The organism is Microcoleus sp. S13_C3 (genome assembly GCF_036700905.1).
Classification (GTDB): domain Bacteria; phylum Cyanobacteriota; class Cyanobacteriia; order Cyanobacteriales; family Microcoleaceae; genus Microcoleus.
In genome coordinates this window covers 1-12938 of record NZ_JAUBPT010000067.1, presented here as the reverse complement: position 1 = coordinate 12938, position 12938 = coordinate 1, and the positions used below count along the sequence as shown (strand labels likewise).

Below are 12938 nucleotides of genomic sequence, written 5' to 3'. Positions count from 1 at the left end.
TTGAGTCACACTGAACATTTGAAGCGTGCATTCTACTTACGAAATCTATTTTGTAGGAATCCTAGTATGAAAGCTAAAAAAGCAATAGTGAATTTTGCAGCAGTAAGTTTGCTGTGTGCTATTCCAACAATAGGCTTGCAGTTTGTAGGGAAAGCTGCTGATGCCGTAAATCGTTCGGTGACTTTTACTTCGACATTAAACGCAGAAAAAAGTCCTGTCCTTCTTGCACAACAGCTCTACGGAGACATTTTTGATAAATGGGCACGTCTAGGGGGAGAACGAAGCCCATTGGGCAATCCTACGACCGATGAACGTCCAGCAGCGAAAGGAGGTCGCTACAACGACTTTCAACATGGTTTTATCTACTGGCGTCCTAATCAAGGAGCTTATGCAGTTTATGGGGAAATTGGGAAGAAGTGGAACAGTATAGGGCGTGAACGTAGTGCTGTAGGTTATCCCATTTCTGATGAGCGTTCAGCAGCGAATGGAGGTCGTTATAACCAATTCGAGTTTGGTTTTATCTACTGGCATCCTAGTCGAGGAGCTTATGCAGTTTATGGGGATATTGCAAAGAAATGGGATAGTATGGGTCGCGAAAAAAGTTCCCTTGGTTATCCCATTTCGGATGAACTTCCTTCAGGATCTGCTGGCAATCGTGTTAGCCACTTCGAGCGAGGTTCAATTTATTGGAATAAAAGTGGAAAAATAACAGTCTCTAATTAACAGCAGTGGTGATCGAGACGATATTAGGACTTACCCACGACGAGTGGTGAGAAACCGGGTTTCTTCGTAAATTTTTCGTTGATAATCTGAGATTTTTCAAAGAAACCCGGTTTCTGTGCGTAAGTCCTAGACATGACTCATGTACGAGATTAGCAAATTAGCAAGTCAACGCATAGAGTCACACCGAACATTTGAAGCGTGCATTTACTGACAAAATCTATTTTGTAGGAATCCTAGTATGAACGCTAAAAAAGTAATGGTGAATTTTGCAGCAGTAAGTTTGCTGTGTGCTATTTCGACAGTTGCACTTGCAGGAATCAAGCAGACCCAGTTCTACTTTGAAAGTCCAAAAGAAGGCTGGTGGTTTGCTGGTGGTGCTGGACTTGATAACGGTAAAAATCTTGAACACAGTGGAAAGGGTAACGGATGGGTGCGCAATACGTCAGGATGGAATGCAGTGAACAACTGGGCTAACGTTCAACCAAACAGTGAATGTACTGTGGCTGCATGGTTAAGAACATCCAATACTCTAACTGATGGCTATATGTCAGTACGCCGTCTCAATAGTGATGGTAGTGTAGGCAGTGTAATTAATGAGGTTAAGTTGGTTGGTGCAGGTTCTCCCAATCCTCAACACAGAAACTACAACCGCTACATCTTCAACTTCAACTCCGGTTCAAACAGTAAAGTTCTTTTCTACGTTGGTCTTTGGGGCAATGGAAAAGATTCGTGGATTCAGGTTGACGACGCAGTAGTTTCCTGTCCAACGCCATTGTGACGATCGGAATAGTCTGTGTTCAGGGGGAAACCAATTTGAGGTTTACAGTCCACAAAAGTCAATGAATCAGGATCTAGAAAGTCAGCTAGCGCCATTTCTAGCACCAATTTGAAGTCAAATCCATCGTTTACAAAGCTTACATTGAGGTAAATTATGGCTGTCAATCATAAGGTTCCGTATTTCAGTCAAGAAGATAACGAAATTCAACCTTGGCGCACTTGCGGTGCTACAAGTGCCGCAATGTGTTTGAAATACTTTCAAGTTGCAGATTTAGGCCCCTTTGCACAGTACGAAGATGATGTTAAAAAACGTTTCGATCGGCTGGGAATAGATCACGGTTCTCCCGATGGCATCAAAAGAGTGTTAGAGGGTTTAGGGTTGAGAGATAACTTGACATTGACGGGAAGTCTTTCCGACATCACTCGCTCTCTCGATTCTGGCGAGATCTGTATATTGCATGGTTTTTGGACAAATTCGGGTCACATTCTAGTTATTCGCGGTTACAACAACAACGGTGACTTTTTTGTGAACGATCCAGCCGGAGAATGGTTCTACTCAGGCTATCGGAAAAATTCCCCATTTTCACCAGATAACAAGGGCGACAATAAGATATACAGTCGTAAATTGATATCCGCCGCTGGCAATGCTTCTGGTTTGCGTCAAGCTTTATCTTTTTATGACACTTGGGACAGCAGCAATATCGAATCTACTGCAACAATGTGGCTGCATCGAATTTCTAAATAGCTCTGAATAATCCTGGGTTTGCAATCGATTTAACCTCCGGTTAATTACCAATAAAAAAGTTTATATTGAGGACTTGAGTCCTAATCTCGCCCAAATATGCGAGCAAGGAATGAAGTTTTTACTACAAACACATAGGGGGTTATATAACCGAACAATATCTGACATTCTGCTTCCAGGGTGAGTCTACAGAAAGTCATTATTACTACTTGGAGGTCTGAATATGGCCATTGAAAAAGTTGAGTTACAAATCAATGACGGGATTATTGATACCCCTCACCTGATTGATGATGTCGAAATCCTGCAAAGGCGCTTGAAAGATTGGGGATTATTACCAAAAGATGCCAAAATTGACGGACTTTTTGGGTCTGTTACTAAGGCAGCAGTGGAGCAATTTCAACGGATGCGCCCCGCCGATCGCAGCAAATTTGTCCCAGGTGGATTAAAGGTAACAGGCAAAGTCGATCGTAATACTTGGGCTGAGTTGCTGAAGGTGAAACCCGAAGCAATAACAATAGTTAGTCGCACACCCAAGATTTGGGATATGCCCGGTGGTTTCTCTAGCGTTGATAATATTTTAGATATTGCTCAATGCCCATCGGAAATTCGCCCCTTTGCTAAGAAAAATTTGCCTTTAGTTCTCAATCAATGTCTGGATAATGGCGTCATCGATCGCGGGCAAATTGCCTATGTTTTCGCAACCGCCGAACATGAATCCCATTTTGGACGCTTCATGATGGAATTAGCTGATGGGTGGGATTATGAAGATCGCGATGATTTAGGGAATACTGAACCGGGCGATGGTCCTCGTTTCAAAGGCCGAGGTTTTGTCCAAATTACAGGTCGTCGCAACTATCGAATCTGGAGTGAAAAACTCGGAATTAATTTGATTGATCGTCCAGAAAAAGCTGCTCTCCCTGAAATTGCTGCCCTGATTCTAGTTCGGGGAATGCGCGACGGTAGTTTTACGGGTGTAGGTTTGAGCGATTTCATTGGGGGCGATAGTCGCGATTTCTTCAACGCCAGGACAATAGTGAATGGACGGGACAAAGCCGATCTCATCGCGCAGTTTGCTGAGTATTATTTCAAAGCGATTGCCTAAGATTTAAACAATTTGTAGTCATTTTAGGAGGTTAATCACATGATACTAAATCCCGGCTATTCATCCTGTTGATGATGCGGTAAGGTGCGTCGCTAATGTATAGTTGCGAATAGCCAAGATTGTCGTAGCGACGCACCTTACTTTTACTGATTGTTATTTCAAACTTGAGTTCTTTAAAGTTTTTAAACATATGTCTTTAATTATTGTGGAACAGGCATCTTGCCTGTTCTTAACAGCATTTTTGGGAGATGTCTAATAGACATCTTCCATAATTATTGTGGAACAGGCATCCTGCGACGCAAGGACACCCAACATCAAAAAATCGATGGTTTTGTTGGATTTCGCTCTCGTCTCAATCCAACCTACAATGTTGATGAGTAAGCTCACCTTCATGAATTCTAGTCTGCGTCCAGGGGTAAACCGGTTTGAGGTTTACAGTCCACAAAAGTCAATGAATCAGGATCTAGAAAGTCAGCTAGCGCCATTTCTAGCACCAAAGTGTCAAACGGTATAGTCTGAACTACACTGCTAGAAATTCCGATACAGATAGGATGGCAATATTTTGAAATGGATTTAAGACAAGTAAATCTCGATCGCCAGTGACAATGTAATCGGCATTTCCATTCACAGCAAGTTCCAGAAATTTATCGTCTTTAGGATCGCGACAGACTGAAAAGGATTGAATAATTTCTAGAGTTTCCACGACTGGGATTAGATCGTTGAGAAAGTCAGTCCGCGAAGATTTTGAGAGATAGCGATCGAACTTTGGACGGTTGAAAATGTCCTGAAGCTCAGCAAGTGTAGCTGTAGACATCCTAATTTGTCCAGTTGTCATTGCCTTGTCAAAGGCTTGACGGGGAGAAGAGTTCTTAAACAGTGCAGCACTCAAGATGACGTTAGAGTCAAGCACAATTCGGATTTTATTCCTCAAGGATAGATTGCAAAATCTCTGGTGTTAGCCCATTAGCTTCAGCTTCATCACTCAGTTTATCCATTGTGTTTTGCAACGTACAGATTTTTAGAGCCTGTCGCATCCATTGATTAATCAAAGTTTGAATTTTTTGCTGCTGTTCGGGTTGTGATACCTGGAAAGCGGCGGCGATGTCTGGATCGATTTGAATCGTAATCGTTGTCATAGTTAGTTTTTCAAGAAAATTTGGATTGGCAACAAACACCTATTCCTCTAGCAGGAAGGCTTGCGGGGAGAGAATTTTGGGCGTTTTGAGTGTCTGTCATAAACTCATTGTAAGTCCTCCGATGACGGGATGGGTAAACTTGCACGATAGGTTATATCATGTCCGGGAGATCGACCTGAATTAAGGATTGAGAGGAGGGAGGGGGAGAGGGGGGAGGGGGAGAGGGGGAGAGGAGAGGGAAAGTTAATTATGGTAATCGACCGGACATGATATTACAAGATCGTCGCTCTTCGTTCTTGAATGGTGCGATCGCTTCGATTTTACCCCAATCGCGTAGCTTCACCTGAATTTTCCAGAACTTTGACGCGCGATCGCACTTGCTATCCCCAACTTTTCCGATTGCCAATGTAACCATTACCTGAATTTAGCGATCGTAAAATCCAGAACTATACCAGTTATCATCCGAGTTGCGATCGGTCAATATATAAAGATGAAGCGAGAAATGAAAGCCCGATATAGTTGAGCGATCGGCATCCTGATGCTTCTTGTTCGAGATGGTACGACTTGGATCGGATCGGATTTTTATTAAGTAGGAGATATTGCAATGATTACCTTTTACGACAACCAGCCACTTTTCGATGCTAACAGCACCACAAACGCTATTGAGCTTAAGAGTAAAGAGGAAAATTCTGAATTGAACAAAGCGGACTATATAAATGATGAGAAAACCCGCCCCTTTCAGACTGATATAAATCAGAGAATTCAACGGGTTAAAGAGAATTATTTTCTAGAGCGCCGCACTTTCTTGTAAGGGGAAGCCCATCAATCATAGTTCCCAAATTCAAGGTGCATATCAAAAATCAATTCATTAACTGTCCGGTTAACTTAAGCGTTGAGTTGAAGAATCTCATGGAACACAGATTGCTGCTCCATAACTGCCTAAGTTCTCATACCGTATAAAACATCTACCCGACACTTTATGGAGCAATCAACAGGGCAGCATAGAACTTTGCTTCTCTGCCTGTTTACCCATAATCAAGTTTATAAAAAATCTGGTGCAGACTACTGAGTAGTAAATGAAAAGTCAAAAGAGAGGTTCCCAAAATGAGGAATAATTCCATGACGACTATAATGCAACGTTCACTAATTGCGATATCTTGCGGCATTGCTTTATCCCTTGCCGTTTCCGGTGCGAGCATCGCCAGCCAAGTCGGCGGCTGGTGGGGCGGCGATTGGAATTGCAATATCGACGGGCGATCGGCCCGCATGAGATGGAATGTGGTTGATGATAGCCAAACCACCTGTAACGGTGACACTTGTAGCACCACTTCTGGCGTGCGCTGGAATGGCAGCTTTTCCGATAATGGATCGCGCTGGGTGCCACTGACAAATCCACGCCAGGTCAATCGAGGCGGATTGTACTTCCGCCATGCTGATGGCAATCAATGGTATTTGCCCAAACCTACAGGCAATAGAACCACGGGTTGGACGACGTGGAACGGTAAGCGATATCCGCTGTCATGTTGGAAATAGTACAGTCTCGTTTCTTTCCTTCGCTCCCTATAGAGCAAGAAATGAGGTGAGGTCTGACCTTCAAACATTTAGTGCGATCGCCGATTTTAATTAGGTTAGTTTTCCTGATTAATCTAACAAGCCCAATTGTTTTTGTCGCTCGGGCGATCGCCCGCTAAACCCTAAATTACTCGAAGTTTTATTTAAGGAGAAAACATCATGTCTGATGAGCTTGGCCGCCGTCAATTTTTAAAGGCAGGTGTCGGTTTAATGGCTGGAGGAGCAAGTGCAATTCTGTTTGGCGATCGCGCCGTTTTAGCCCAACCCGCTAGGCAAGCTTCGCCAACCAAGAATACACTTCATACAAAGGGACGGTATCTTTATGATTCAAGCGGGCAGAAGATCGTCCTGCGAGGAATTAACCTACCCCTGTTGGATGACTGGGATTTTCCTCAAAGCGATCGACTGGCAGAATTGGAAAAAACAGGAGCCAATGCCGTCAGAATCCAATGGTACAAGGATTACGGTCAACCGACTCGTCCTGCCTATTCGCTGCAAAACTTGGATAAATTTCTCGCCCAATGCAAGGCGAACAAAATCGTGCCACTCCTGGGGTTGTGGGACTTAACCTGTAAGTCCGATGCCACCCTCCTCAACACCCAGGTGATTCCTTGGTGGACTTCGGAACCTGTTTTGGCTGTATTGAAAAAACATCAGCGGTATCTGATTGTTAATCCTGCTAACGAATTGGGTGTCTATCGTTGGGCGAACAATTCTGTGGAAGCATTGGAGGCGTATAAAACCTCATACAAGAATGCAATTGCCAGCATTCGACAACACTTGCAAGTCCCAATCATGATTGATGCGCCTGATTGCGGTACTTCGATCGAAGTGTTCGCAAAGATAGGTCGGGAATTAGTCGATAGCGATCCAAATCGCAATCTTTTGTTTAGCGGACACGCTTATTGGGCTGGTTATGATGGAATGTCGCATCTTAATGCCGTAATCGCAGCCAATTTACCCATCGTCTTTGGTGAAATCGCCAACAAGCAAGGTGAATCGATCGCGGGGAAAACCGCATACTGCTACTACGATCTCGATGGCAGTAAGGAAAATCATTTACCCCAGAATGATTTTACCTATCAAGCACTTTTGACGGTGCTAAAAGAGCAGGAAATTGGTTGGCTGGCTTGGTGTTGGTGGAAGGATGGTTGTGATCGGAGGGAAATGACTCGGGACGGTAATTTCTCAGGTCTTACGCCCTACGGCGACGATCTGGTAAACAATCCTATCTACGGCTTGAAGGCGACTGCCCGGCGATCGACTGCTTTTGGGGTATAATCAATTGATTAGCTTGACCAAAGTTTTCCAGCAATTTTGCTTGAGAATCGATCGAGGTCAGTATGGGCTTGGGGAGATGATTCTGACAACTTTGACGTTCGGGTTGCTTTATTGTTTGCTACCGTTACTGCAAATTGGGCAAAAAATAAGGTTTTTAGGTAATACAAAATATCTTGTTATCGACCAGTATTAGGTATTTGGCAGAATATTTGATATTTCTTCTGCCAAATGCCTCATACTCGATCTTGACGATCGCTCAAAACTCAAAAACAGGCCATTCCGGTTGTCGGAGATAGGTGGTCATGTCGTCAAACTTCCGCAGTTCCACTCGGTGTACGGACTGTTCTTGCGGCGTGTCCAGCCATTGCTCGTTTAACTCTGACAGCAAAGCGCACAAGCGAGCGCGGTCAAGGTTCGGCCCGACATCCCCAAAATAAGCCAGAGTAATGTGGGCCGTAAAATGATATTGCTGTTCGATTCCCAAAGCCATTAAATCGGGATTTTGATAGATCGATCGGCGAAACTCCAGAATTTGCTTGTAAGAGTTTTCGTCCGTCGGTGCCAAACAAACACCCACAGCTCTAGTCATCACCATCAACCCCAGCACTATCCAGCGAATGGGAGCGCCGCCCGCCAAGGGTTTGCAGGCTGCAAAACGATCGGCCATGCGCGAGCGCAGTTGCTCCTCAAATTCTGGATTTTTATCAGAGGCATCTCGAAAAGCGCTGCTCCAAATCAAATCGGCTACGGTTAAATGGAAGCTATCAGGAGGCAGTGCCACGAGCGCACCCTCCCCTATTTCCTGCAATAGCCGTTGTTGGCTCGAGTGCAAATTACTATAAAATGCAGCATTTTCTGCATCTTCCCCCGCAGGGGGCGTAATCACTGAATAACCTGGAAAAGGTACAGGATATCTCCTGCCTGCTTCGTCGGGCTTAAATTTTGGAGATTCCTGAATGTGTTCCACCTGGGACTTGTAAGAGTCCAGCAGCGTCATTCGCGCCACCCGATTTACGTAAGCTTGATAAGTATCATCCAATCTTGATTTCCTCGCGGTGACAAACTCCCACACCAAATTTTATATTATGGTGCGGGCTTCCAACAGCCCTATTCAGGATATGTTGGACTTGCGGAACCTGCAACTCTGATTTTTTGGGCTACTGAGCGTTTATGCAAATTTACCTGTTCTGGGGGGAAGACGACTTTGCGATGGCGCAGGCTGTGACAAGTTTGCGCCAAACAGTCCTCGACCCCAACTGGGCTAGTTTTAACTATGACAAAATTATTGCCGATTCCGCCGGAGCTGTGGTCGAAGGGCTCGATCGAGCCTTAACCCCGCCCTTCGGTACCGGCAGCCGTTTTGTCTGGTTGGCAAATACGACTGTAACGCAGCAGTGCTCTCCTGAACTGTTAGCACAATTTGAACGAACGCTGCCAGTGATTCCCCCTACCACCGTGCTGCTGCTGACATCCGTCAAAAAACCCGACAGCCGGCTCAAGTCTACCAAGTTAATTTCCCAGTCCGCCCAAGTGCGGGAATTTTCACCGATTCCGCCTTGGAATGACAAAGAATTAGCCCAGCGGGTGCGCCAAGTCGCGGGCGAAATGAACGTAAAATTGACAGCCACAGCGATCGAACTTTTGGCCGAATCCATTGGCAGCGATACCCGCGGGCTATACAGCGAACTCGAAAAATTGCTGCTGTTTGCGGGCAACCGCAGCCAACCTCTGAACCCGGAGGAAGTTGCCGCACTCGTGCACTGTCACGCCCAGAATACCTTCCAGCTAGCCGATGCGATTCGCGAGGGCAATACCTCCGCCGCTTTGGATTTATTGGCCGGGTTAACTGGCCGCAGCGAGCCTGGTTTGAGGATTGTGGCTGGCTTGACTGGTAAGTTTCGGATTTGGCTGTGGGTAAAGGCAATGATCCAAGCGGGCGATCGCGATGATAAAATTGCTCAAGCTCTAGACCTCGGCAATCCGAAACGAGTATACTATTTTCGGCAAGAAGTCAAGAACGCCAGCTTAGAAAAACTGCAAAAAAGTTTGCCCTTGCTGCTAGACTTAGAAGCTTCTTTAAAACGGGGCCGGGAAGAAAACTCAACCCTGCAAACCAAAGTTATAGAACTTTCTAGCTTGTTTCGCTGATGCGCGACAGGGCACAGGATCGGCCCCTTACTGTAAATTTTTACAACAAATTTCTTTCTTCGGCTATGTGCTTGATGCCGGATCGCGGGGCAAAAGGTCAATAGATACTAGAAATATTCTCAGAATGCCAAAGTAGAAGTTAATGTGGTAAATAAATATTGTGCGCCGAATGCCGATCGGTTAATATTATTTGCCGGCTCTCCACCCCCCCAAAAAAAAGAGCGCTACCCATGACACAACAGAACCCGCGGGAACTGCTCAAGCAAGGCGATCCAAAAGCGATCGCATCTAGCATCAACCGTACACTCAAACCCAAAGGCATCAACGCCGATGTGACGCGGGACAACGGCTGCCTCCACATAATTCTGGAGGCAGACAAAGTACCGGATCAAATGGTATTGGTTGATTTCATCCGCACCGGCATGACGAAGCTGGGACTCGAATCAATTCACACTGTAAAGGTTTACGGGCGTCGAACAGGTGACGGTGAGCCTGCGTGGGAAGATGAAATTGATCTGATGCCTGCAGATTCAATGCCTTACCCCTTGGATAGTGGAATGCCTGACGACTCTGTAGGTTTAGATGATGTCGAGTCCGAAGAGGAAGACTATTATCAAGAAGGAGAATTCGATCGAGATGACGACGAGGAAGACGAAGACGAAGACGAAGATCAAGCCCCGCCTCCGAAAAAACAATTTCCCAAATGGGTAATACCTGTGGGTATCTTAGTACCTCTGGCGGCGATCGCAGGGCTTTTCTTTACTAAAACTTTCCCCTTCGGCGACTCGAACCCAGAACCGATAGCCCCCGAAGCTGCTTCCCCTTCCCCTAAACCCGCATCTCCCCCTTCTAAAGCCGCCGCATCCTCTCCGGGTGCATCTCCGGGTACCCCACAGGCAGCCTCTCCTACACCAAAAGTCGCTCCCACTGCTGTTGCGCCCGCAAGCCCAACTCCGACATCTCCACCACCCAAAGCTGCAGCTGCATCTCCGGCGCCCAAGGCAGCTTCTCCTGCACCAAAACCCGCCGCGCCTAAGCCTGACTCTTGGAGGGCAGCCGTTAACACAGCTCAGAAGGCAGCAATTTCCGCCCAGACGGCTCAGTCTCAAAATGAGTGGATCGCAGTAGCAAGCGAGTGGCAGCAAGCGGTTAAGCTCATGAGAGCGGTACCGTCAACCAGCCCGAACTATCAAAAGGCTCAGCAAAAAGCGGCAGAGTATCAGGCTAATCTGATTGTTGCCAACCGCAGGGCGGCAGCAGCGCCTTAAGAGTTTTAAGTTTTGAGTTTTGAGTTGAATACTCGATGTGCTAAAAGTCAAAAGTCTAAAGCCAAAAGTAAAAAATCTTTTTTTACTCAAAGCTTTCTTACCTTTTGACTTTTTTCAATTTTAGTGACATATTCATACACCAACTAAGTAAATTATGGTGTAGGCTTCTCAGGGACTTCTCCAAAGCGCATAGGACATTAACTGTTAAATCAATTCTTTCTTGGTAGTTTACTTTGATATAATAATCCTTAAACTCTCCGATCATTGCAGCATATTTGTGGGGAACTGGTATAACTAAAAAAATACAGCAACAACCGGTTTATCAAAGAAACCGGGTTACTAAGCTGTGTTGCATCTAGATTGCCTATGGTATTAGAGAGGGAGAAGGTCCGATGGGGATCGGGGGAGAGGATTTGGCGATTTTTGATCGGGACTCGAAATATACAATTTAAATGCACAACAGCTTAAACACAGAGCTTGGGTTAAATGTGTTCTTCCCCTTGATTAAAGCGCTGAATTACTTGACTTTCTTCGACCATAACAATAGAATCATTGGGAATATTGAGGATACCTGTCAATTGATCTTGATTTGCTTTCACAGCTTGTCCTTTATTTTTGTATTCGGCAAGTTCGTGCTGTAAATTGTCAATAGTTTGTTGAAAACGAGTCGCTTGTCTGAGCATTTCTTGTTCTGAAAAGTCCAGCAATTGCATCAGATTGGCAACTTGATATTCCAGTAATTGGGTTTCGTAAATATTGTTATTAGTAACAAAATTATTAGAAATTTGTGAATAGTCAAAAACACTTTGTTTGTCGGGCATGGACAATGCAGTTTTGACACTAAGTGCTAAATCTTTAAACATTTCAGCCGTGCTGTGGGGAATTTTAACTTTGAGGAACATCACTACCGCAAACACACTTCCTGACGGCAGAAGTCCCCCAAATCCCAAGACAGACTTGACTTGGTAGGGGATAATTAAGGAATTTTGCTCAGGAATAAAGGGGCTGCCTTTTGCCTCTGATACGTGAAAAATATTTAATACTGCGGGTTCTAATTGCAGGAACCTTTCTCGCTCAATTCCGAGGAAGGTAGGAATGTCTAAACCGAACTGCCGGATTATTTCCGAAATCGCCGGCAGTTGAGCCACTAATTTTGGGCTAACTAATGGAATAGCTGTATTTTCTGCTGCTGTGTGCCGAGAATTCCACTGAGGTTCTGTGCCTGCGGCTGCTAGCAGAGTCCAACATTTCATGTCGGCGGCGGGGGAATTGCCCTTCATCAAGCGGCGCGCGGATTGTTGCAATGAGTCTTCTAATTCCCCGTAGGGATGAGTTTTGAACAAACGCACTAAGGCACAGGTATTTTCTCCAGTTTGCGAATCGCAAAAATGTCTGTAAATATAGTTAACAATCTTCTGGCTGCTGGCTTCCATACTAGGAGTATTTCTACCTAAATGGCGCAGGACTAAGCTGCATTTCGCCATGTCTTGCTGGGTAAATAGGGTAATATCGTACATTAAAAAACGCTCTCCCAGAGATCAAACACTCTTTTTCATTTATCGTTAAGGCCGCTAAGCCATCCGGAATCCTAGGGAGAGTTTTCAACAAAGTGTTATATCAAATCCGGTAGCATCGGAATTATTCCTCTCTGTATTCTCTCCCTCTGCGTTCTCTGCGCCCTCTGCGGTTAAATCATTCCGATACAACCGGAAACGATATTAGTTAAAATATGTAGAAAATTTGCCCGCCAAATGCAGCGGTTGTATGGCAGGATACAGAAATTAAGATTACAGAAAAAATCTATCCCCTAGGGTAGGCCACAAGGACACAAAAGGCGATGTATAATTTAAAAAACGCTTTTTTATATCACTCCCCCAAAGCAAAAGAAACGGGGTTTTGCACCGGATATGCCTCGCGTTTTACTGGGCATTTTCGTAGATAAAAGTCGGTTTCTGGGTAAGCCATCTTCACAGAAATCCTTGAAACTCAAGCTGCAATTTTTGTGGCGATCGCACGCCGATTAATCAAAAATTGGTACAATTTCCTCAGTCTTGGACGCAAAAACCGGGTTTGCTTACAGAGAAACAACCCGGTTTTTGAGGTATTGGTAAGTATAGCGGTTCTCAAAAAAGTGAGGTATGCCCTATGCCCTATGCCCTATGCCCTATGCCCTATGCCCTATGCCCTAT

General features: G+C 45.1%; 14 protein-coding genes. 9 read left to right on the top strand and 5 right to left on the bottom strand.

The window, feature by feature from the left end:
• Positions 1-66: 66 nt before the first annotated feature.
• The 4 genes from QUA16_RS18920 (at position 67) to QUA16_RS18905 (ending at position 3344) form a co-directional block, all read left to right on the top strand.
• Positions 67-723 (top strand): hypothetical protein, encoded by a 657-nt coding sequence (locus QUA16_RS18920; protein ID WP_333105085.1) that lies wholly within the window; start codon positions 67-69, stop codon positions 721-723.
• A gap of 238 nt (positions 724-961) precedes the next feature.
• Positions 962-1501 (top strand): hypothetical protein, encoded by a 540-nt coding sequence (locus tag QUA16_RS18915; protein ID WP_333105083.1) that lies wholly within the window; start codon positions 962-964, stop codon positions 1499-1501.
• Positions 1502-1654: 153 nt separating this feature from the next.
• Positions 1655-2245, top strand: a complete 591-nt coding sequence (locus tag QUA16_RS18910) for a C39 family peptidase (RefSeq protein ID WP_333105081.1) — start codon at positions 1655-1657, stop codon at positions 2243-2245.
• A 220-nt stretch (positions 2246-2465) separates the two neighbouring features.
• Positions 2466-3344 carry a peptidoglycan-binding protein gene (locus QUA16_RS18905; protein WP_333105080.1) on the top strand — a complete coding sequence of 293 codons (879 nt, stop codon included), beginning with the start codon at positions 2466-2468 and terminating at the stop codon, positions 3342-3344.
• Between the two features lie 520 nt (positions 3345-3864).
• Here QUA16_RS18905 and QUA16_RS18900 read toward each other — a convergent pair.
• The 3 genes from QUA16_RS18900 to QUA16_RS18890 all read right to left on the bottom strand — a co-directional run bounded on the left by QUA16_RS18900 (position 3865) and on the right by QUA16_RS18890 (position 4895).
• A complete protein-coding gene (locus QUA16_RS18900) occupies positions 3865-4254 on the bottom strand; it encodes a putative toxin-antitoxin system toxin component, PIN family (protein WP_333105079.1) in 390 nt (129 codons plus the stop codon).
• 10 nt (positions 4255-4264) lie between these two features.
• Positions 4265-4480 (bottom strand): hypothetical protein, encoded by a 216-nt coding sequence (locus QUA16_RS18895; RefSeq protein WP_333105078.1) that lies wholly within the window; start codon positions 4478-4480, stop codon positions 4265-4267.
• Positions 4481-4727: 247 nt separating this feature from the next.
• Positions 4728-4895 carry a hypothetical protein gene (locus QUA16_RS18890; protein ID WP_333105077.1) on the bottom strand — a complete coding sequence of 56 codons (168 nt, stop codon included), beginning with the start codon at positions 4893-4895 and terminating at the stop codon, positions 4728-4730.
• A gap of 189 nt (positions 4896-5084) precedes the next feature.
• Between QUA16_RS18890 and QUA16_RS18885 the strand changes: the two genes are divergently transcribed.
• The 3 genes from QUA16_RS18885 (at position 5085) to QUA16_RS18875 (ending at position 7333) form a co-directional block, all read left to right on the top strand.
• Complete coding sequence (locus QUA16_RS18885; RefSeq protein WP_333105076.1) at positions 5085-5291, top strand: hypothetical protein; 207 nt, start codon at positions 5085-5087, stop codon at positions 5289-5291.
• Positions 5292-5599: 308 nt separating this feature from the next.
• On the top strand, positions 5600-6013 hold the full coding sequence (locus QUA16_RS18880; RefSeq protein ID WP_333181293.1) for a DUF6006 family protein: 414 nt from the start codon (positions 5600-5602) through the stop codon (positions 6011-6013).
• Positions 6014-6211: 198 nt separating this feature from the next.
• On the top strand, positions 6212-7333 hold the full coding sequence (locus QUA16_RS18875; protein WP_333105072.1) for a cellulase family glycosylhydrolase: 1122 nt from the start codon (positions 6212-6214) through the stop codon (positions 7331-7333).
• Between the two features lie 256 nt (positions 7334-7589).
• On the opposite strand, the gene QUA16_RS18870 is transcribed toward QUA16_RS18875, so the two are convergent.
• The gene (locus tag QUA16_RS18870) at positions 7590-8330 is read right to left on the bottom strand and encodes a DUF1868 domain-containing protein (RefSeq protein ID WP_333105120.1); all 741 of its coding nucleotides are present in this window, start codon (positions 8328-8330) and stop codon (positions 7590-7592) included.
• Positions 8331-8503: 173 nt separating this feature from the next.
• On the opposite strand from QUA16_RS18870, the gene holA reads away from it, so the two are divergent.
• Both holA and QUA16_RS18860 read left to right on the top strand, forming a co-directional pair.
• A complete protein-coding gene (gene holA / locus QUA16_RS18865) occupies positions 8504-9481 on the top strand; it encodes a DNA polymerase III subunit delta (RefSeq protein ID WP_333105071.1) in 978 nt (325 codons plus the stop codon).
• 230 nt (positions 9482-9711) lie between these two features.
• Positions 9712-10749, top strand: a complete 1038-nt coding sequence (locus QUA16_RS18860; protein ID WP_333105069.1) for a hypothetical protein — start codon at positions 9712-9714, stop codon at positions 10747-10749.
• 482 nt (positions 10750-11231) lie between these two features.
• Here the strand turns inward: QUA16_RS18860 and QUA16_RS18855 are convergent, their stop codons facing one another.
• Entirely contained in the window at positions 11232-12266 is a 1035-nt protein-coding gene (locus tag QUA16_RS18855; protein WP_333105067.1) for a histidine kinase, read from the bottom strand.
• Positions 12267-12938 lie beyond the last annotated feature (672 nt).